The sequence below is a fragment of the Bilophila sp. genome (assembly GCF_057864385.1).
In genome coordinates, this window is sequence record NZ_DBMAFI010000017.1 from 19352 (window position 1) to 38856 (window position 19505).

The 19505-nt window shown below is 58.7% G+C and carries 29 protein-coding genes and 3 tRNA genes; 5 read left to right on the forward strand and 27 right to left on the reverse strand.

Annotated features, from left to right (window positions below):
• Positions 1 to 103: 103 nt before the first annotated feature.
• The 4 genes from ACZM8Y_RS07380 to ACZM8Y_RS07395 form a co-directional block, all read right to left on the reverse strand.
• Positions 104 to 667 (reverse strand): AAA family ATPase, encoded by a 564-nt coding sequence (locus ACZM8Y_RS07380; protein ID WP_482330540.1) that lies wholly within the window; start codon positions 665 to 667, stop codon positions 104 to 106.
• Between the two features lie 330 nt (positions 668 to 997).
• Positions 998 to 1074 (reverse strand) — tRNA-Asp (locus tag ACZM8Y_RS07385).
• A 90-nt stretch (positions 1075 to 1164) separates the two neighbouring features.
• A tRNA-Asp gene (locus ACZM8Y_RS07390) sits at positions 1165 to 1241 on the reverse strand.
• Positions 1242 to 1246: 5 nt separating this feature from the next.
• Positions 1247 to 1322 (reverse strand) — tRNA-Val (locus ACZM8Y_RS07395).
• A 328-nt stretch (positions 1323 to 1650) separates the two neighbouring features.
• Here ACZM8Y_RS07395 and ACZM8Y_RS07400 point away from each other — a divergent pair.
• From ACZM8Y_RS07400 to gap, 5 genes are all read left to right on the forward strand, one after another.
• Positions 1651 to 2982: a S41 family peptidase gene (locus tag ACZM8Y_RS07400; RefSeq protein ID WP_302551268.1), complete on the forward strand. Its 1332-nt coding sequence runs from the start codon at positions 1651 to 1653 to the stop codon at positions 2980 to 2982.
• A 95-nt stretch (positions 2983 to 3077) separates the two neighbouring features.
• Positions 3078 to 4631: a divergent polysaccharide deacetylase family protein gene (locus ACZM8Y_RS07405; protein WP_482330539.1), complete on the forward strand. Its 1554-nt coding sequence runs from the start codon at positions 3078 to 3080 to the stop codon at positions 4629 to 4631.
• 142 nt (positions 4632 to 4773) lie between these two features.
• Positions 4774 to 5574 (forward strand): pyrroline-5-carboxylate reductase, encoded by an 801-nt coding sequence (gene proC / locus ACZM8Y_RS07410; RefSeq protein WP_482330538.1) that lies wholly within the window; start codon positions 4774 to 4776, stop codon positions 5572 to 5574.
• Positions 5575 to 5870: 296 nt separating this feature from the next.
• The gene (locus ACZM8Y_RS07415; protein WP_302551271.1) at positions 5871 to 6428 is read left to right on the forward strand and encodes a GAF domain-containing protein; all 558 of its coding nucleotides are present in this window, start codon (positions 5871 to 5873) and stop codon (positions 6426 to 6428) included.
• A 10-nt stretch (positions 6429 to 6438) separates the two neighbouring features.
• Entirely contained in the window at positions 6439 to 7455 is a 1017-nt protein-coding gene (gene gap, locus ACZM8Y_RS07420; RefSeq protein WP_302551272.1) for a type I glyceraldehyde-3-phosphate dehydrogenase, read from the forward strand.
• A gap of 721 nt (positions 7456 to 8176) precedes the next feature.
• On the opposite strand, the gene ACZM8Y_RS07425 is transcribed toward gap, so the two are convergent.
• From ACZM8Y_RS07425 to rpsC, 23 genes are all read right to left on the reverse strand, one after another.
• On the reverse strand, positions 8177 to 8503 hold the full coding sequence (locus ACZM8Y_RS07425; protein WP_479858383.1) for a hypothetical protein: 327 nt from the start codon (positions 8501 to 8503) through the stop codon (positions 8177 to 8179).
• A gap of 280 nt (positions 8504 to 8783) precedes the next feature.
• A complete protein-coding gene (gene rplQ / locus ACZM8Y_RS07430) occupies positions 8784 to 9167 on the reverse strand; it encodes a 50S ribosomal protein L17 (RefSeq protein ID WP_302551274.1) in 384 nt (127 codons plus the stop codon).
• Entirely contained in the window at positions 9157 to 10200 is a 1044-nt protein-coding gene (locus ACZM8Y_RS07435; protein ID WP_302551275.1) for a DNA-directed RNA polymerase subunit alpha, read from the reverse strand. The genes rplQ and ACZM8Y_RS07435 overlap by 11 nt, the downstream gene beginning before the upstream one ends.
• 12 nt (positions 10201 to 10212) lie before the next feature.
• Positions 10213 to 10839: a 30S ribosomal protein S4 gene (rpsD, locus tag ACZM8Y_RS07440; protein WP_302551276.1), complete on the reverse strand. Its 627-nt coding sequence runs from the start codon at positions 10837 to 10839 to the stop codon at positions 10213 to 10215.
• A 24-nt stretch (positions 10840 to 10863) separates the two neighbouring features.
• A complete protein-coding gene (gene rpsK, locus ACZM8Y_RS07445) occupies positions 10864 to 11253 on the reverse strand; it encodes a 30S ribosomal protein S11 (protein ID WP_302551277.1) in 390 nt (129 codons plus the stop codon).
• Positions 11254 to 11348: 95 nt separating this feature from the next.
• A complete protein-coding gene (gene rpsM, locus ACZM8Y_RS07450; RefSeq protein WP_294512053.1) occupies positions 11349 to 11717 on the reverse strand; it encodes a 30S ribosomal protein S13 in 369 nt (122 codons plus the stop codon).
• A gap of 17 nt (positions 11718 to 11734) precedes the next feature.
• Complete coding sequence (rpmJ, locus tag ACZM8Y_RS07455; RefSeq protein WP_005027799.1) at positions 11735 to 11848, reverse strand: 50S ribosomal protein L36; 114 nt, start codon at positions 11846 to 11848, stop codon at positions 11735 to 11737.
• A 101-nt stretch (positions 11849 to 11949) separates the two neighbouring features.
• Positions 11950 to 12717: a type I methionyl aminopeptidase gene (gene map / locus ACZM8Y_RS07460; protein WP_308770529.1), complete on the reverse strand. Its 768-nt coding sequence runs from the start codon at positions 12715 to 12717 to the stop codon at positions 11950 to 11952.
• A gap of 2 nt (positions 12718 to 12719) precedes the next feature.
• Positions 12720 to 14033, reverse strand: coding sequence for a preprotein translocase subunit SecY (secY, locus tag ACZM8Y_RS07465; RefSeq protein WP_302551279.1), 1314 nt, complete (start codon positions 14031 to 14033; stop codon positions 12720 to 12722).
• A 7-nt stretch (positions 14034 to 14040) separates the two neighbouring features.
• Positions 14041 to 14496, reverse strand: coding sequence for a 50S ribosomal protein L15 (rplO, locus tag ACZM8Y_RS07470; RefSeq protein WP_302551280.1), 456 nt, complete (start codon positions 14494 to 14496; stop codon positions 14041 to 14043).
• Entirely contained in the window at positions 14493 to 14675 is a 183-nt protein-coding gene (rpmD, locus tag ACZM8Y_RS07475; protein WP_302551281.1) for a 50S ribosomal protein L30, read from the reverse strand. Before rpmD ends, rplO begins: the two co-directional genes overlap by 4 nt.
• Before the next feature lie 4 nt (positions 14676 to 14679).
• Positions 14680 to 15171: a 30S ribosomal protein S5 gene (gene rpsE / locus ACZM8Y_RS07480; RefSeq protein ID WP_302551282.1), complete on the reverse strand. Its 492-nt coding sequence runs from the start codon at positions 15169 to 15171 to the stop codon at positions 14680 to 14682.
• A 21-nt stretch (positions 15172 to 15192) separates the two neighbouring features.
• Entirely contained in the window at positions 15193 to 15555 is a 363-nt protein-coding gene (gene rplR, locus ACZM8Y_RS07485) for a 50S ribosomal protein L18 (protein ID WP_308770528.1), read from the reverse strand.
• 12 nt (positions 15556 to 15567) lie between these two features.
• The gene (rplF, locus tag ACZM8Y_RS07490) at positions 15568 to 16110 is read right to left on the reverse strand and encodes a 50S ribosomal protein L6 (RefSeq protein WP_302551284.1); all 543 of its coding nucleotides are present in this window, start codon (positions 16108 to 16110) and stop codon (positions 15568 to 15570) included.
• A gap of 11 nt (positions 16111 to 16121) precedes the next feature.
• On the reverse strand, positions 16122 to 16502 hold the full coding sequence (rpsH, locus tag ACZM8Y_RS07495) for a 30S ribosomal protein S8 (protein ID WP_005027808.1): 381 nt from the start codon (positions 16500 to 16502) through the stop codon (positions 16122 to 16124).
• 28 nt (positions 16503 to 16530) lie between these two features.
• Entirely contained in the window at positions 16531 to 16716 is a 186-nt protein-coding gene (locus tag ACZM8Y_RS07500; RefSeq protein ID WP_005027809.1) for a type Z 30S ribosomal protein S14, read from the reverse strand.
• 12 nt (positions 16717 to 16728) lie between these two features.
• A complete protein-coding gene (gene rplE / locus ACZM8Y_RS07505) occupies positions 16729 to 17268 on the reverse strand; it encodes a 50S ribosomal protein L5 (RefSeq protein WP_302551285.1) in 540 nt (179 codons plus the stop codon).
• Positions 17269 to 17278: 10 nt separating this feature from the next.
• Positions 17279 to 17599 carry a 50S ribosomal protein L24 gene (gene rplX / locus ACZM8Y_RS07510; RefSeq protein WP_005027811.1) on the reverse strand — a complete coding sequence of 107 codons (321 nt, stop codon included), beginning with the start codon at positions 17597 to 17599 and terminating at the stop codon, positions 17279 to 17281.
• 11 nt (positions 17600 to 17610) lie between these two features.
• Entirely contained in the window at positions 17611 to 17979 is a 369-nt protein-coding gene (rplN, locus tag ACZM8Y_RS07515; RefSeq protein ID WP_302551286.1) for a 50S ribosomal protein L14, read from the reverse strand.
• Positions 17980 to 17989: 10 nt separating this feature from the next.
• On the reverse strand, positions 17990 to 18256 hold the full coding sequence (rpsQ, locus tag ACZM8Y_RS07520) for a 30S ribosomal protein S17 (RefSeq protein ID WP_005027813.1): 267 nt from the start codon (positions 18254 to 18256) through the stop codon (positions 17990 to 17992).
• Between the two features lie 4 nt (positions 18257 to 18260).
• A complete protein-coding gene (gene rpmC, locus ACZM8Y_RS07525) occupies positions 18261 to 18446 on the reverse strand; it encodes a 50S ribosomal protein L29 (RefSeq protein ID WP_005027815.1) in 186 nt (61 codons plus the stop codon).
• Position 18447: 1 nt separating this feature from the next.
• The gene (rplP, locus tag ACZM8Y_RS07530) at positions 18448 to 18861 is read right to left on the reverse strand and encodes a 50S ribosomal protein L16 (protein WP_302551287.1); all 414 of its coding nucleotides are present in this window, start codon (positions 18859 to 18861) and stop codon (positions 18448 to 18450) included.
• Positions 18861 to 19502 (reverse strand): 30S ribosomal protein S3, encoded by a 642-nt coding sequence (gene rpsC / locus ACZM8Y_RS07535; protein WP_005027817.1) that lies wholly within the window; start codon positions 19500 to 19502, stop codon positions 18861 to 18863. Before rpsC ends, rplP begins: the two co-directional genes overlap by 1 nt.
• Between the last annotated feature and the right edge of the window lie 3 nt (positions 19503 to 19505).

Genomic DNA, 19505 nt, shown 5'->3' on the forward strand with positions numbered 1-19505 from the left:
TGAAAAAGAGAACGGGGGAAGGAAGCCTTTCTGGAGAGGGGATTCCTTCCCCTTCTCTGTTGCCGGAACGCCCTTCCTTTTTCTTCCAAGACGTCCGGCGCCGTCAGGCCCCGTGCCAGCTTTCGCCAGCCCCGGAGAGATCCGGCGCGCCTCGAGAAGACGCCCTTCCTACGGATGCGGCGATTGCGCAGGCGGCTTCATAGGGCGTCAGGGACGTCACATCCAGTTTGCATGTCGGCAGTGCGGCGTAGGCAGGCAGCCGCCGGAGGCTTCGCGGGATGACGTCAGCCTCCCGGATGCCGTCCCGTACATCGCGTTCCAGCCGTTCCCGCAAAGCCTGCTCCGTGCAGACGAGTGAAAAGCTGTGCGACGTAAAGGGAATATCCCGAAGCGGGCCGAGCACGGCCTCGAAAAGGAGGGGCTGATCCATGACCCAGCAGAACAGCACGTAGCGGTAACTCGAATTGTTTAAATAGGCTCGGAGCAGATGCGTGATGTTGGACAGCACCATCCGTTTGTTTTCTTCCGAAACGACAAAAGGATTCATGTTCCAGCACCAGTCGCCGTCCAGCCAGACGCCCGGCGTGAGCTGCCGCAACAGCTCCCGGCAGACGGCGCTTTTCCCCACGCCCATTGCCCCGCCTACGAGGATGAGCTGTTTCTTCATGTCTCCTCCCTAAAAAAATTATGCTTTTTTTGCATGGAACAGCCCGGATGCCCCGATAAACGGGAAGCAACAGAATCCCAACGGCAGGAAAAGCGGCCATCAGGGAAGGGAAAAGAGCAAGGCGGCATCTCCCGAAGGCGTTCAAGCACGCGGCTCCCTTTCCGGGAAAACCCTATGGAGGGGAAACTGTCTGAAAAGCAAGCTCCATCATGAAAGGAACAGGCCGGAAGGGACGGCACCCCCTGAAAAGGTACCGTGTACAGGGGCACCCGTCTCAACGGCGGCTACGGCACAAAAAAAGGACACCCTCAATAAGGATGTCCTAAAAAATGGCGGAGCGGAAGGGACTTGAACCCTCGGCCTCCGGCGTGACAGGCCGGCGTTATAACCGACTTAACTACCGCTCCGCAGAGGCGGCTTCCCGAATCGCTTCGGTCGCCTGACAACCCGTGAAGGCTGTCGAATATGGATATCGGAAAAATCCGACATAGGCTGAATGGCGGAGCGGAAGGGACTTGAACCCTCGGCCTCCGGCGTGACAGGCCGGCGTTATAACCGTCTTAACTACCGCTCCGTGCATGGTGGGCAGTACAGGACTTGAACCTGTGACCCCCGCCGTGTGAAGGCGATGCTCTACCAACTGAGCTAACTGCCCATGCAGGAGAGGTATTTACCCGGCCTGCCCTGATCTGTCAACAGAAAAAATGCCCTCCTGAGAAAAAAAGATCCGCGGCCTCATATCCATCATGCCTTTTCCGCCATCCGCCCCCCTTTACATTGCCCCGCCCACTCTTATGGTAAGGGCTGGAAATGAATCTCCAAGTTTTTCCCGGCGGCATGCCCGCGCCCGCCCGCCGCCCCATCCCGGATGAAGGGAAAAACGCAGGAAATGCACCCTTTCGGAACATTTGCGTTTTCAAAGGAACCCCGGTATCTTCACCCCCATTGTTCCAGCTACTGTTTCAGCTTCGGAGGCTGTTGTTATGTATAGGAAGCCACGGGCCGCCGCGCTCTTTTTGTTCTCACTTCTGACCGTCGGTTCGTTGACGTTCGGACAGGCCTTCGCCGCCGGGGAAAACAGCCGCTTCGATGCGCTCAAACGGTTCAGCCAAGTCCTCGACATCGTCGAGCGGTATTATGTGAAGGAGACCCCGCGCCCCGATCTGGTGAACGGCGCGCTCAAGGGGATGCTCGAATCCCTCGATCCCCACTCAACCATGCTCTCGAAGGAAGAGTTCAAGGATATGCAGGAAAGCACGTCCGGCGAATTCTTCGGCATCGGCATCGAAATCACGATGGAGAACAACCAGCTCACCGTCGTGACCCCCATCGAAGACACGCCCGCCGACAAGGGCGGCATGAAGTCCGGCGACATCATCCTTGCCGTGGGCGGCAAGCCCACGCTGGAAATGACGCTCCAGGAAGCCGTCTCGCATATCCGCGGCCCCAAGGGTTCCGAAGTGGTGCTCACCATCCTGCACCGCGACTCCAAGGAGCCCGTGGACCTGCGCATCAAACGCGACGCCATCCCGCTCATCAGCGTGAAGTCCCGCGAGCTTGAGCCCGGCTACTACTGGGTTCGCCTTACCCGCTTCAGCGAACGCACCACGCAGGAGCTGCTCGACGCCCTGTCCGACGCCAAGCGCAAGGGCCCCATCAAGGGCATTGTCCTCGACCTGCGCAACAACCCCGGCGGGCTGCTGGATCAGGCCGTCAGCGTCTCCGACACGTTCCTGAACAAGGGCGTCATCGTCTCCATGCGCGGCCGCCAGGAAGAGACCGCCCGCGAATTCTCCGCCAAGCCGCAGGATACCGACATCATCGACACGCCCCTCGTCGTGCTCGTAAACGGCGGATCGGCCTCGGCCTCCGAAATCGTAGCCGGGGCGCTCGGCGACCAGAAGCGGGCCCTGCTCGTTGGCGAACGCACCTTCGGCAAGGGATCGGTGCAGAACATCATCCCGCTGTCCGACGGTTCGGGCCTCAAGCTGACTGTGGCGCTCTATTACACGCCGTCCGGCCGCTCCATCCAGGCCGAAGGCATCATGCCCGATCTGGAAGTGCCCTTTGAAGCGCCGAAGGAAAAGCCCGCGCCGCTCAGCTCCCTGCGCATGATCCGCGAGAAGGATCTGAACAAGCACCTTGAAAAGACCGACGGCGACAAGGGCAAGGCGTCCGGCAAGAAGGTGGAAACGCCCGCTCCGGCGGCGAACGAGCCGCTGCCCGATGCGAAGGAATTCCTTGAACGTGACAACCAGCTCCGCATGAGCCTCCAGTTCGTGAAGAGCCTTCCCAAGATCCGTACCATCCACTAACAGCAATCCCCGGCAGGAGGGATCGCCGGTTTTCCCGCGATCCCTCCTGTCCGTATGTACAGCGGCAGTCCCCTGCCCGATGCCATTGGAGTTTCATGGAGTGGTTTCCCGCACTGCGGAAACGGCTGGCCGCGCGCGGCGTGCGCCTGCCTGATCCGTATCCATACACGGTCAGGACATTCAAGGGTTCGGTTCTGGCTACCCTGTTGACGGCTCTCCTCTTCCTCATCGCCTACGCGGTATGGGAAGCCGCCAGTTACACGGCGCGCAGCGTACAGCGGACTGCGTTCATGACCATTGAAACGACGGCGGCAACGTCCCGGCTGGTTGCCGAGAAAGCGGAACAGGCCGTAGAGTCCCTGTTCCCCAAACCGGCCCCGCCTGCCGAAGCCTCCCTCGAATCCATCCTCCCGCCCAACAGCCATCTGGGGAACCGGATGAAGGACGCCATCCGGCAGAATACCCTGCCCTATCAGGAGGGTTCGGGAACCCTGACCGACGCGGCCCGGCAGATCGATTTCGCCCTGCTCCAGACCGTATTGCGGCTCAAGCTCGACAAGGGGCGCATCCTCCTCCTGACGTCCGACTACCGCACGCAAGGCAAGGATATCTACCACCTCCAGCGGATGCGCATCTATCTGCCCCCCGTTGCCCCAACCCCGGCCCCGCAAACGGCGAGGGGCGAAAACGGGCATGCGCCGTCCGCCGAAACGGGCGATGTGAAAGGCCCCCCGGAACCGGTGTTCCGCTTCCTCAACGCGCTGGCCGAAAGCCTCGACATATGGGCCGACCGTGCCGTACTCACCGAATCGCCGGGCAAGCTCACCTTGGCGGCCAAGGGCGTACTGACGCACGAAATCTGGTTTGAAGCCACGGACGAGACATTCCCCATCCTGCCGCCCACGGACAAGGCCCCGCGCCTGACCATCGTCATGAACGAACTGGGCGATGATAAGGCCGTTACGGCCTCGCTGCTGGCCCTGAAGCTGCCGATTACGTTTTCCGTGCTGCCCTTTGCCAAGGATGCGGCGGCGACGGCGGCGGCCGCGCACGAGGCCGGGCAGGAAGTCCTTGTGGATATGCCGATGGAGCCGATGCAGTCCCCATTCGTCAAGGCGGGCCCCGGCGAAATCACCACGAAGATGTCCGAGGAAGACATGCGGATCCTGATGGATGACGCCCTCGGCCATGTGCCCTATGCCGCGGGCGCGAGCAGCTTTATGGGCTCCCGGCTGACCACGGATACGGCGGCGACGCGGCGTTTCTGTGAAATTCTGGCACGTTCCGGGCTATATGTGCTTGACGACGTGACCCATCAGGGGTCAATTCTATACGCGGAAGCGCGGAGGCGTGGGCTTCCGGCGTGGCGCAGGACGCTTGCGCTGGACGACGGCCCCAAAACCGAAGGCGCCGTGCTCGCGGGCCTGAAAAAGGCGGAGGAAACGGCGCGGGCCAAAGGGCACGCCGTAGCCATCGCCACCCCCGGCCCGCATGTCCTGGCGGCGCTCAAACAGTGGTCACAGGAACGGGACAAAGGCATCCGTCTGGTTCCCCTACGGCTCCAGCCCGTCGAGGAAGAAACGCTTGCCCCGGACTTCCCCTCCGAACGGCAGGAGGATTCCGCACCGTCTGTCGGATACCAGCCGTAAACGCCTTCCTGAAGCTCACCGGCTTTCCGGGTACGGTTCCGAGGGGCGGCGCTTTCCCGCATGGCGGCAGAGAAAAAAACGCTCTCCTCATCTCCCTGTGCCGGGTATATCCCGCACGCGACTTTTTCAGAAAAGGAAAACCATGAACACACCGGCATCCCTCACCAGCAAGCGTATCGGCTGCATCGGCTGCGGCAACATGGGCGGGGCCATCCTCGGCGGGCTCACCGAAGTTCCCGGCCTGGAACTCTATGGCTACAACCGCACGCCCCAGCGCCTTGAGCCCCTCTGCGCCAAGGGTGTGACCGCCGTACCGGATATCCCCGGCATCGCCGCCCGCTGCGACATCCTCATCATTGGGGTGAAGCCCTACCTCGTCGGCGGCGTGCTCGCCGAAGCCCTGCCCTCCCTGAAACCGGAAACCGTCGTCATTTCCATCGCCGCCGGGGTTACGCTGTACGAGCTGCGCGATGCGGTGCAGGGCCGCTGCCATGTGGCGCGCGTCATGCCGAATACCCCCGCCCTCGTGGGGGCCGGCGTGTTCGGCATTCAGGAAGACCCTGCACTGCCCAAAGACGTGTTCTGCATGATTCTCGATCTGTTCGGGCTGCTGGGCTCCACCATCGTGCTGCCGGAAAAGAAATTCAACGCGTTCATGGCGCTGGTGGGCTGCGGCCCGGCCTATGTCTTCCACTTCATGGACGCACTCGCCGAGGCGGGCGTCACCATGGGCTTTACCCGTCAGGAGGCGCTTGATCTGGTGACGCAGTTGGTTCTCGGTTCCGCCAAGCTGGCGGCGCTGCCGGGGAGCCACCCCGCCATCCTGCGTGAGCAGGTATGCTCTCCGGCGGGCGTGACCATCGCGGCGGTCAACCACCTCGATCGCACCGCCGTGCGCGGCCACCTTATCGACGCGGTTCTCGCCGCCTACGCGAAGGGCTAGCCGGCTCATCCCAAACCTTCTTGCCCCTGCGCCGGCTCTCACCGCCCACGCGAAGAACTGGCCCTGAACGGGAGGGATTTTCCCGGTGAAAGGAAAGCGGATACGGAGGTTTTCATCTGATCTTCGCTCAGTTTTCCGCGTTCACGGTGGAAGGAAAACGGTCCGCTCGAAAAAGTCCAAGAGATTTACACGGCGAAGCGCCGTTCCGCAAACGCTTGCGAAGCGCGTCTCCCCGTAATTCCGTAACGCGCCGCGGCCATGCCCGGCATGGCGGGCGGCGGCAAAGGAGAAACACAATGACAGGTCATGATTATTTTCGTGCTCTGCTGGAAGTGGCGACGGTGATCAATTCCAGTCTGGAGCCCACCGTGGTGCTGCACAAGATCACGGAACAGACCGCCAAAGCCATGAACTGCAAGGCGAGCACGCTTCGCCTGCTTGACCGCACGGGCAAGGTTCTGCTCGCCAGCGCGGCGTGGGGCCTCTCCTCCGGCTACATGCGCAAAGGCCCCGTTGAAGTGTCCAAGAGCGGGCTGGACGGCGAAGTCCTCAAGGGCAAGCTCATCCACCTGCGCGATGCATGCAGCGACGGACGGTTCCAGTACCCCGACAGCGCCAAGGCCGAAGGGCTTGTTTCCGTCCTGTCCGCCCCGCTGATGGTGAACGGCAAGGCCATCGGCATCCTGCGCGTCTATTCCAGCGAAGAGCGCGATTTCACCCCGGACGAATGCGATTTCATGCTCGGCGTGGCGAACATTTCCGCCATCGCCATCGAAAACGCCCGCATGCACGAAGCGACCCGCCTCAACTACGAGTTGCTGACGTCCTACAACTATCAGGTCTTTGAAGACTAAAGGATTCCACATGCAAAAAGTACGAGTCGGCATCAACGGTTTCGGCCGCATCGGCAGACAGGTCTTCCGCGCCCTGCACGCCAAATATCAGGATACAGTGGAAGTCGTCGCCATCAACGACCTCTTCGATGCGGAAACCAACTTCCATCTGCTCGAATACGATACGAACTACGGCCGTGCCCATCTTGACGCCGTGGTGGAAGGCGACAACGCCACCGTGGGCGACTGGAAGATCCATTGCTTCGCGGAGCGCGATCCCAAGCTCCTCACCTGGGGGGCCTACGGCGTCGATGTGGTGGTCGAATCCACGGGTATTTTCCGTTCCGCCAAACAAGCCCATGTGCACATTGAAAACGGCGCCAAGAAGGTCATCATCACCGCCCCGGCGAAGGAAGAAGATCTTACCATCGTCATGGGCGTAAACCACAACGACTACGATCCTGCCAAGCACCATGTCGTTTCCAACGCCTCGTGCACCACGAACTGCCTCGCTCCGGTAGCCCTCGTCGTGGAACGCCTCTTCGGGATCGTTTCCGGCACCATGACCACCGTGCACGCCTACACCAACGACCAGCGCATCCTCGATCTGCCCCACAAGGATCTGCGCCGGGCGCGTGCCGCCGCCTGCAACATCATCCCCACCTCTACCGGTGCGGCTCAGGCCGTAGCCAAGGTCATCCCCTCGCTCAAGGGCAAGTTCACCGGATGGTCACTGCGCGTGCCCACCCCCACCGTCTCCGTGGTGGACTTCACCGCCATCCTGAACAAGGACACCGACACCGACACGATGCGCGCCGCGCTCAAGGAAGCCGCCGAAGGTGAGCTCAAGGGCATCCTCGCCTACAGCGACGCCCCGCTCGTTTCGATGGACTTCAAGGGCAACCCGCACTCCTCCATCGTGGAAGCCGAGTATACCACCGTACAGGACGGCAAGCTCGCCAAGATCGTCTCGTGGTACGACAACGAATGGGGCTACTCCAACCGCGTCGCCGACCTCATCATGTGGATGAAGGAAAAGGGATTCTAGAACAATCAATGTGGGGGAGGAGAGAGGGAAACTTTCTGGAGAAAGTTTCCCTCTCTCCTCCCCCACGCCCCCTCCTCTCTCCCTTCCAAGACTTTCCCCCTTATTGAATCCCTATTCGCAGTTTTGAAATGGCAGCATGACAGGAATAGCGCTCCCCTTGCCCCTGTCAGGGATAGAGCAGGGATGGAGGCGGTCAAGGGTTCAATGAAAGGTATGATGGGAATAGAAAAATCAGAAGGCGGGAATTCTCTACCCTATGCCCCTGTCATAGCATGTGGTTGCTCCAACCCCACAGAATGCTGAAATATACCTCCCTTTTTCCTGGTTTTTCCGTTGGCGGACTCTATGGCTGAGACCTTTTATTGATTGCTCCTTTGGAACTTCAAGGAAAGGCCCTGTCAGAGTATATGATTGTTTTATTTTTATAATATACTAAAATGTAGACTTTTTCTCCGTTTTTCTCGCTGCTGGAATCCATGATTGGGTATTTTATCAAAACTCATTTCATAATTGGAATCCACTTGTTATAATACGGCAAAGCAAAATCATAGAAAAAGCAGGATAAACAAGAACGGTAATATTGTTCAGCGCAATGTTCCCAGCGAGTTATTGCCTTTTTAAATCTGTTAAGCCATGCAAAAAAGCGTTCAATTTTCCATCGTCTTTTATATCTGTGCAATACTCTCATTTCTTGCGTGGGGCCTTTTTCGTAGGGGCCTTTTTACGGTTCTTCCGATGGAATTTCAAAAAAGGAAGCATCAACCGTTTCCCAGACATAGCTTAAGGAAAAGGCTGTGCCATAAGAAAACGGTTGATGCTCTTTTCCTTGAAACTCCAAAGAAATAACCAATAAAATCCCCCGATCATGGAGCCCGCCTGCGGAAAATTGAAGAAAAAGCATATAGTTGGGCTTTGTTATAGTATGTGGTTGTTTCTCATCTCCACAGTGCGGTGAAAAATAGAGCTTTTTTCCAGTTCTCCCCTTGAAGGGATCCACGGCTAAGGCATTTTTCCGGTTATCCCTTTGGAACTTCAAGGAAAAAAGCATCAACCATTTCTATAGCCCAGCCTATCCCATAAAAAATCCGGCGGAAGGCCGGATACTATCAGGAAAAGACAAGCTGCGAAAAGGGATTCTATAAGGTCAAAAGTCTTTGGGAGAGGGGGTTCGGGGGAGAGGGCTTTCTTCAGAAAGCTCTCTCCCCCGGTGCATCTCCTCCAAAAACCACGAAAGGCCGCCTGAAATCCAGACGGCCTTTCCATATCCTGCCTGAGAACAGCAAGAATCGGTCAAGCATTCCGCCGAAGCGGGCCGGTGTGAGCCGGACTTAGTTCTTTTCAGCCGCAGCTTCAGGCTGACGGGTGAATTCGAGGATCGCCATAGGAGCACAGTCGCCCTTACGGGGAAGCGCCAGCTTGGTGATCCGGGTGTAGCCGCCGGGGACGCCGGCGAACATGGGAGCGACCACGTCAAAAAGACGCTGCACGAGCTTGTGGTCGTTCAAGGTTTCATAAGCCAGACGGCGGGAGTGCAGATCGTTGCGAAGAGCCAAGGTGATCAGAGGTTCCACCACCCGGCGCAGTTCTTTGGCCTTCACTTCCGTCGTGCGGATCTTGCCATACGTGATCATTGCGGAAGCCATGTTGCGGAACAGAGCCTTGCGATGCGAAGGCGTTCTGCCGAGCTTTTTGCCGGAATTGCTATGCCTCATGGTGTTGTTTCCTCTTCCATTCCTGATATTTCTTCTCGAAGTTGTCGATCTTCATGCCGAAATCCAGCCCCATGCTTTCGAGCACGGCCTTGATTTCGTCAAGGGACTTCTTCCCAAAGTTCTTCGTCTTCAGCATTTCGGCTTCGGGCCGCTGCACCAGTTCGCCGACTGTGGCGATATTGGCGCTGCGCAGGCAGTTGGTCGCCCGCACGGACAGTTCCAGCTCATCGATCCCCTTGAAGAGGTTATCGTTGATGTCGGTGCTGCCGCCGCCTTCCCCTCCGCTTTCGCCGGAGATACGTTCATCGAAACTGATGAAGACCGAAATCTGATCCTTAATAATCTTGGCGCTATACGCGATAGCGTCTTCGGGAAGGACGGAACCGTCCGTCCATACTTCAAGAATCAGCTTGTCGTAGTTTGTCATCTGGCCCACGCGGGCCTGTTCCACGGTATACGCCACCTTACGCACGGGAGAGAAGCTCGCGTCCAGCTTGATAAGCCCGATCGTGTCAGGAAGACCTTCGTGCATATCAGCGGGCACATAGCCCTTGCCCATGCGCACCTCGAACTCCATGCTGAGCTCCATGTCTTCGGTGAGGGTCGCGATGTGCAGTTCCGGGTTCAAGACTTCCACATTGGCGTTGGTCATGATATCCGCGGCTGTCACCGGGCCTTTCTTCGACACGGAAAGCGTCAGATGCTGGGGCTCGTCAGTCGTCATACCCAGACGAACCTGTTTGATATTCAGGATGACATCCGTAATATCTTCCAGCACTCCGGGGATGGTGGTAAACTCATGCTGTACGCCGGAGATCTTCACAGCCACGAAGGCTGCGCCCTGAAGGGACGAAAGCAGTACCCGACGCAAGGCATTGCCGATGGTGACCCCATAACCGCGTTCGAGAGGTTCGTAGGTGAACTTCCCGTACATGGTATCGTTGGGATCGCTGTCGCACACAATCTGTTCCGGCCGAACGAGTTTGGCCCAGTTGCGTGAATTGATAAGCCTGTTGCCTTGTCTGAAGAGCATGTAAGCCCCCGCTTATTTGGAGTAGAGCTCGACGATGAGGTGCTCGTTGATGGGGAACTGAATGTCGTCGCGCTGCGGCAGTGCTTTCACAATACCCTTGAAGTTGGGAGCGTCCACTTCCAGCCAGGAGGGGCAGCCGCGACGGGCCACGGCTTCCTGAGCTTCGGCGAGAACGGGGATGGTTCTGCTCTTTTCGGGAACTTCAACGCTGTCGCCAACCTTCACCTGAAGGGAAGGAATGGTGACCTTATGACCGTTCAGCGTAAAGACGCCGTGGCGAACCAACTGGCGGGCCTGAGTCCGGGAGTTGGCAAAGCCGAGGCGATACACGACGTTGTCCAGGCGGCGTTCGAGGAAGGCGAGCAGGTTCGCGCCGGTCACGCCCTTCGCCATATCGGCGCGGACGAAATAACCGTGGAACTGCTTTTCCAGAACGCCATAAACGCGACGCACCTTCTGCTTTTCACGCAGCTGGACGGCGTAGTCGCTCAGTTTTTTACGGGCGCGGCCATGCTGACCGGGCGCATAGGGGCGGCGGTCAAAGGCGCACTTGTCGGTGAAGCAACGGTCGCCCTTCAACAAGAGCTTCGTGCCTTCACGACGGCACAAACGACATTTGGCATCATTATATTTGGCCAAGGCGGTGTCCTCCTGTGAGCGCGACTAGACGCGACGCCGTTTCGGCGGGCGGCAGCCGTTGTGGGGAATGGGGGTGACGTCACGGATGAAGGCGACCTTGAAGCCGGCGGCGTTGATGGCGCGCATGGCGGCTTCACGACCGGAGCCCGGCCCCTTCACGTAGACACCCACAGTGCGCATGCCGTTGTCCTGAGCCTTGCGGGCAGCCTGTTCGGCGGCAACCTGCGCGGCAAAGGGCGTGGACTTGCGGGAACCCTTGAACCCGCTCTGTCCGGCACTCGCCCAGCTCACGGTGTTTCCGCGAGTATCGGTAAAAGTGATGATGGTATTATTGAACGAGGCCTGGATGTGAGCCACACCAAGGGGCACGTTCTTCTTTTCTCTTTTCTTGGCAACGCGTTTTGGTCTAGCCATGATTTGCTTCCGTAACCGGGCGTATCCGGTCGTATCAGTGAACGTTTCGCATAGTCAGCCCCCGAAACGGAAGCTGGTCATGCCGGAAGGTTCCTTTACTTCTTCTTACCTACAGCACCACGGCGGGGGCCCTTGCGGGTACGGGCGTTGGTGTGGGTACGCTGTCCATGAACGGGCAGGCCCTTGCGGTGACGCAGGCCACGGTAGCAGCCGATGTCCATGAGACGCTTGATGTTCATCGAAATTTCGCGGCGCAGGTCGCCTTCCACTTTATAGTTCTGTTCGAGTTCCTTACGGACTTCGTTCAGTTCTTCAGCGGTGAGATCGTCGATGCCGCGAGTCCAGTTGACGCCCGAAGCGTCAAGAATTTTCAAGGCCGTTACACGGCCGATGCCGTAGATGTAAGTCAACGCGATGTCCGCGCGCTTGCCTCTGGGCAGGTCAACACCAGCTATTCTGGCCACAGTCTTTCTCCTGAAGGCTAGCCCTGGCGCTGCTTGTGCCGGGGATTTTCGCAGATAACCCTGAGTACGCCCTTACGCCGGATGACTTTGCACTTCGGGCAAATCTTTTTTACGGATGGCCTGACTTTCATGACAAGTCTCTCCACAGGTTTCCTCGGCAGTGCAAAATACTGCCGGAACAGGAAGCCTTAGCTCTTTTTTTACATGCTGTCAATGCACGACATGGTTTTCTTCAAGGAAGGTCCAGTATCTGGGGTCCACCCGGAAGGATAGCCACACAATGCTCAAAATGGGCGGCGAGGCTCCTGTCTCGGGTCACCGCCGACCACTTGTCGTCCAGAATCTCCACTTCCGGTGTTCCCACCGTGATCATGGGCTCAATACACAGCACCATGCCGGTCTTAAGCGGCAACGCCGGTTTCGTGGTTACAACGTAGTTGGGAACTTCGGGCTTTTCGTGCAACGTCGAACCGATGCCGTGCCCAACAAAACGCCTTACCACATGGAACCCGGCACCTTCGGCGTGCTTTTGCACAGCGCCAGCGATGTCGTTGAGTTCATTACCGGATCTCGCTTCGGCCACAGCCAAGGCGAGACTTTCTTCCGTCACCCGCAGCAAGCGGGCCGCCTCAGGGGAAACCTCCCCCACGGCGAAGGTACGGGCCGCGTCCCCATAGAACCCCTCGTAGACAGTCCCCACGTCAAAGCTGACGATGTCGCCTTCTTTGAGGATGACGTCTTCGGAAGGGAACCCGTGCACGATGACTTCGTTCACCGAGCAGCACAGGCCGTACGGAAAACCGTACATGCCCTGGAACGCGGGCTTCACCTTGAATTCGCGACACATCTTTTGGACGATTTCTTCAAAGTACATGGTCGGGAGGCCGGGGCGAACCTGCCTGCCCAACTCGTCCAAAATCATCGCGACCATTCTGTTCGCTTCGCGCAGAAGGCCTATTTCCCTCTCGTTTTTGAGGAAAACGCCGCGGTACTTCTTCACGATCAGCTCCGCCCCTTCATTCGGGTCTTGCCCATCAGCCCTTCATACTGGCGCGAGATGAGATGGGACTCGATCTGCGACATGAAGTCCATTGCGACACCCACAAGGATGAGGATGCTTGTGCCGCCGAAATAGAACGGCACGTTGAACTCCGCAATGAGGAGCATGGGAAGCACTGAAATAACCGAGATATACACGCCGCCCCAAAGGGTCAGGCGAGACAGGACAGCGTCCAGATATTCCTGCGTCTTCTCACCGGGACGGATGCCGGGGATGAAGCCGCCAGCCTTCTTCAGGTTCTCGGCGACATCCTTCGGATCGAAGATGATGGCCGTATAGAAGAAGCAGAAGAAGAAAATCAGGGCGATGAAGATCACATTATACAGGATGGAAGAAGGCGTAAACCACGAAGCCGCCGTTTTCAGCCAATCCGCGATGTCGAAGTTCGCCATCGTGGCCGGGAACAGCAACAAGCTCGACGCGAAAATGGGCGGGATAACCCCGGCCGTATTCACGCGCAGCGGCAAGTGCGTGGACTGCCCGCCGTACATCTTCCGCCCGACCTGGCGCTTGGCGTACTGGATGGGAATACGCCGCTGGGCGCGTTCCATGAAGACAACGCCGACGAGCACCGCAACCATCAAGATCACGAGGGCAAGGGCGATGAACAGGCTCATGTCGCCCAGCTTGATGAGCTGGAAGGACTTCACCAACGCACCGGGAATGCCCACAACGATACCTGAGAAAATGATCAGGGAAATACCGTTGCCAATGCCCTTTTCCGTAATCTGTTCGCCGAGCCACATGATGAGCACGGTGCCAGCGGTCAGGGTCAGCATGGTCATGATGCGGAAAGTCCAGCCCGGTTCGAGGACGACGGGAAGGCCGCCGGGGCTGTACATGGTTTCGAGGCCCACGGCAATGCCGAAGCCCTGAATGATGGTGATAAGAACCGTGCTGTAGCGCGTGTACTGGGTGATTTTACGGCGACCTGCCGCACCCTCTTCCTTGGCCATGCGCTTCAGCTCGGGGCTGACCACCTGCAGGAGTTGAAGGATGATTGAGGCCGAAATGTACGGCATGATGCCGAGGGCGAACACGGAAACATTCCGCAGGCCGCCGCCGGAGAACATGTCGAACAGACCAAACAGGGTGCCTGCCACGCTTTCAAAGAAGTGGGCGAGGGCCCCCCCGTCGACGCCCGGAACCGGGATATGCACCCCGATCCGGTACGCGCAGAGAAGGCCCAGCGTCCAGAGCAGCTTTGTACGCAGTTCAGGCGAACGGGCAAGGTTATCCGCACCACCAAGAGCCACGAGTCACCTACCCTTTCACTTCCAGTTCTTTGACTTCACCGCCAGCGGCGCGGATCTTCTCCGCAGCGGACTGGCTGAACTTGTGCGCTTCCACCTTGATGGCGGCGGAAACGTCCCCTTCGCCCAGGATTTTCACCGGAGCGCCGAAGGGGCAGAGGCCGCGATCATAGATGTCATCAAGGGAGATTTCGCTTTTGCCTTCAAAGGCGGCCACGAGGCGAGCGAGGTTGATCACTTCGTATTCGACCTTGAAGAGGTAGTTCTTGAAACCACGCTTGGGCAGGCGGCGCTGAAGGGGCATCTGGCCGCCTTCAAAGCCGGGACGGACGCCGCCGCCGGAGCGGGCGTTCTGGCCCTTGTTACCCTTGCCGGACGTACATCCCAAGCCGGAACCGGAACCGCGGCCCACGCGCTTGCGGGACTTGCGATCTTCCGCGAAGGGATAGAGTTCGTTCAGATTCATGCTTTGGCAACCTCAACAACCAGGTGGGACACCTTGGCGATCATGCCGCGGACGGCAGGGTTATCCGGAAAGGTCTTAACCATTTCGCGGCGGCGCAGCCCGAGCGCGTCCAGAACCTTCTTCTGGTTGGGCGTGCAGCCGATGCGGCTCTTAACGACTTTAATCGTAATTTCAGACATGGCGCTACTTCCTGGGGGCTTCCAGTTTCATGCCGCGGATTTCGCTCACGGCTTCCGCGCTGCGCAGGGCAGCGAGGCCGGCCATGGTGGCCCGCAGCACGTTGTGGGGGTTGTTGGTCCCGATGGCCTTCGCAAGCACATCGTTCACCCCGGCCGCTTCCATGACAGCGCGCACGGCGCCACCGGCGATGATGCCGGTACCGCGGGAGGCGGGCTTGAGCATGACGCGGCCAGCGCCGAACTCGCCAAGGATTTCATAGGGGAGGGTCCCTTCGATCAGGGGCACCTTCACCATGTTCTTGCGAGCGTGTTCCGTAGCCTTGCGCAGGGCTTCAGGGACTTCCTGAGCCTTGCCGAGGCCGAATCCTACGTTCCCGTTACCGTCGCCAACGACCATCAGGGCGCTGAAGCTGAAGCGACGACCGCCTTTCACGACTTTGGCAACCCGGTTCAGGGAGACGATCTTCTCGATGAAACCCAGTTCATTCTGTTCCATGACAGTGCTATCCTCTCCGGGTTAGAACTCGAGGCCGCCTTCGCGGGCGCCATCGGCCACGGCCTTGATCTTGCCGTGGTAGAGATATCCGTTACGGTCGAAGACCACCTTTTCGATGCTCTTCTCCTTGGCCAGACGGGCAATTTCCTTACCCACCGCTTCAGCGCCGGCCTTGTTGCAGCCGACCTTTTCCCCGCCCTTGGAGAGCGCCAAGGTGGAGGTAGCGGCAAGCGTGGCGCCGGTGAGGTCGTCCACGACCTGCGCATACATATGCAGGTTGGAGCGGAAGATCACCAGGCGAGGCCGTTCGGCCGTACCGGAAATCTTTTTGCGGATGCGGATCTTTCTGCGCTGTCTGGCTTCATTCTTGGTCATAGTGCTCATAGCGCGCCCCGATTATTTACCCTTGCCGCCGGACTTGCCGGCCTTGCGCAGGATGGTTTCGGTTTCGTACTTGATGCCCTTGCCCTTATAGGGTTCAGGCTTGCGGATGCGGCGAATGCGAGCGGCCATTTCGCCCACGAGGACCTTGTCAGCGCCCATGATGGTGAGCTTCTGACCTTCGGCCTTCGCGGACAGTCCAGCAGGCAGTTCCACGAGAACAGGGTGGGAGAAGCCCACCTGAAGTTCAATCACATTACCTTTCACAGCGACGCGGTAACCGACGCCGATGACTTCGAGGGTCTTGGAGAACCCTTTGGTCACGCCCTCGATGCAGTTGGCAAGGAGGGTGCGGCGCAGGCCGTGCTGAGCGCGGGCTTCGCGCGTTTCGGCCTTGCGGGTCAGCGTGACGTGGCCGTCGGCCACTTCATAGGAAAGAAGGTCGCACACCGGGGTGGTGAGCGCAGCCTTCGCTCCCTTCACTTCAACGACATCAGCCCCGACCTTCACCTCGACACCGGAGGGAATGGCGATGGGCAGTTTTCCGATTCTCGACATGCTACACCCGCCTACCAGATTTCACACAAAAGTTCGCCGCCCACCTTCATCTGGTGAGCCTTGTCGCCAGCGAGCACCCCGTGCGAAGTGGACAGGATGCAGATGCCGAGGCCGTTCTGCACGCGGGGGATTTCGTGGGCGCCCACATACACCCGGCGGCCGGGCTTGCTCATCCGCTTCAGGCCTTCAATGGCGGGTTTGCCCTTGAAGTACTTCAACTGGATGTTGATGTTGCGGTCTTCCACGGTTACGTCATCGACGTACCCTTCCTGCTTGAGGATGGCAGCAATGGCTTCCTTCATCTTCGAGCTCGGCACACTCACTTCCTTGTGCAGGGCCAAGTGCGCGTTGCGGATACGCGTCAGCATATCTGCAATAGGATCAGTCATCATCGAATGGTCTCCTTATACCCTTTCACGGTTACCAGCTGGACTTGCGAACGCCGGGAAGATCCCCGCGGAGGGCCATATTGCGGAAGCAGATACGGCACAGTCCAAACTTACGCATGTAAGCGTGGGGTCTGCCGCAGATGGGGCAGCGGTTGTAGGCGCGGCTGGAAAACTTGGGTTTCCGGGCGGCCTTTACTTCAAGAGAAGTACGCGACACTATCCTAACTCCTTACTTTCTGAAAGGCATGCCCAGCTGTTCGAGCAGGAACTTGCCTTCCTTGTCCGTGGTGGCGGTGGTCACGATGGTAATATTCATGCCCTTCGGGTTTTCGATGCGGTCGGCTTCCATTTCAGGGAAGATCGCATGTTCCTTGATCCCGAGGGTGAAGTTGCCACGGCCGTCGAAGCCACGATCCGGGATGCCGCGGAAGTCGCGCACGCGGGGCAGGGCGAAGTTCATGAGCTTGTCCAGGAAGTCCCACATACGTTCCTTGCGGAGCGTCACGCGGCAACCGATGGGCATGCCTTCACGCAGCTTGAACGCGGCGATGGACTTCTTGGCGCGGGTCATCACGGCCTTCTGCCCGGCGATGGCGGACAGTTCGTTCATGGCCTCTTCCATCAGCTTGTTGTTCTGGCTGGCAGAACCGAGGCCGATGTTCAGCGAAATTTTGACAATCCCGGGAATCTGCATGGGAGAGCTGTACGCAAACTCCTTCTGCAATACCGGGACCACTTTCTCGCGGTACACGTTTTCAAGACGGGTCATGGTGGTTCACCTACAGCGTTTCGTTGCACTTCTTGCAGAAGCGGATTTTCTTGCCGTCCTCCGCGTAGCGGTAGCCCACGCGGGTGGGAGCGGCGCAGGCGGGGCACACGACCATGAGGTTGGAGACGTGGATGGGCATTTCCTTGTCCACGATCCCGCCGGGCTCGCGCCGATAGGGGTTGGGCTTCACATGGCGCTTGGCCACGTTGACCTTTTCCACCACAACAGAGTCATGCTTGTGAAGGACCTTCAAGACCTTGCCGATCTTGCCCTGATCCTTGCCGGCGATGACCATAACTTTGTCATCCTTGCGGATACGAAACTGTTTCATGGCAATGACTCCTACAGAACCTCAGGCGCGAGGGACACGATCTTCATGAAGTTCTTGGCACGCAGTTCACGGGCCACGGGTCCGAAGATGCGGGTACCCACGGGTTCGCCCTGCTTGGAAAGCAGCACGGCGGCATTGGAGTCAAACTTGATGTAGGAACCGTCAATGCGGCGCACTTCTTTCGCGGTGCGCACGATTACGGCCTGCATCACGTCGCCCTTCTTCACCTTGCTGTGGGGGATGGCTTCCTTGACGGCAACCATGATGATATCGCCCACGGTGGCGTAACGCCGATGAGAGCCGCCCAGCACCTTGATGCAGGCCACTTTCTTGGCGCCGGAGTTATCGGCAACCTGAAGCGTGGATTCAACCTGGATCATGACGTAACTCCTACACGGCCTTTTCGAGGATGGTCACCAGATGCCAGCGCTTGTTGCGGCTCATGGGACGGAATTCCACGATTTTCACTTTATCACCGATGCCGCATTCGTTCATGGGATCATGAGCGGTAAACTTCTTGCGGCGACGCACGAACTTCTTCAGGAGCGGATGCTTCACCAGGGTCTCAACGCGAACGACGATGGTCTTGTCGTTCTTGTCGCTGACCACGGTACCGATAAGCATGCGGCCCTTGCGGTTTTCCATGGCTTGAGACATGGTGCTATTCCTTTTCCTTCAGGACGGTCAGAATCCGCGCGATGTTCTTCCGGGCGGCGGGAATGGACGAGGTCTTTTCCAGCTGAGCGGTCGTATGTTGGAAGCGCAGATTAAAAAGTTCCTGCCGCTGTTCGGCGAGTTTGGCCTTGAGCTCTTCCACGCCGAGTTCTTTCAGTTCTTTTGCTTTCATACTACAGACCCTCTCTCACCACAATCACTGTCTTGACCGGCAGCTTGTGCGCGGCGCGGGTGAGGGCTTCCTTGGCCAGCTCGATGCTGACGCCCTTGATTTCGTACAGGATGCGGCCGGGCTTGACCGGAGCGCACCAGCCCACCGGGGCGCCCTTACCGGAACCCTGACGGGTTTCGAGAGGCTTCGCGGTGATCGGATGGTCGGGGAACACGCGGATCCACACTTTCCCGCCGCGCTTGATGTGGCGCATCATGGCGATACGGGCGGCTTCAATCTGCTGGTTGGTCAGCTTTCCGTGCTCCACAGTCTTCAAACCGATATCGCCGAAGGCGATGGTGGCACCGCGGAGGGCGGGACCACGCAGGCGGCCTTTCTGCCACTTGCGGAATTTAACTCTTTTGGGAGCGAGCATTACCTTTCAACCTCTTTGTCAAGGATTTCACCTTTGTAGATCCACGCCTTGACGCCGATGATGCCGTACGTGGTACGCGCTTCGGCGAAGCCGTAATCGATGTCGGCACGCAGGGTCTGCAGCGGCACGCGGCCGTCGCGGTACCATTCGGTACGGGCGATTTCCGCACCGGCGAGACGGCCGGAGCAGGTCACCTTGATGCCTTCGGCACCAAACTTGCGGGCCATCGTCACCGTGCGCTTCATGGCGCGACGGAAAGCGACGCGGCGTTCGAGCTGCTGGGCGATGTTTTCGGCCACCAGCTGGGAATCCACTTCAGGACGGCGGATTTCGTTCACTTCAAGAGAGAACTCGCGTCCGAACTTGGCGCGCAAGTCATTGCGAAGCTTTTCAATTTCCACACCTTTGCGGCCGATGACGATGCCGGGGCGGGCGGTGGAAAGGATGAGGCGGATCTTGCCCCCGGCGCGTTCGATCTCGATCTTGGAGATGCCGGCGCTGTAGAGGAGCTTCTTCACATACTTGCGGACTTCGTGGTCTTCATACACAAAGGCAGGGTAGTCTTTCTTGCTGAACCAGCGGGACTGCCAGTTCTTGTTATACCCAAGCCGGAATCCGTACGGATGAACTTTCTGACCCATGAC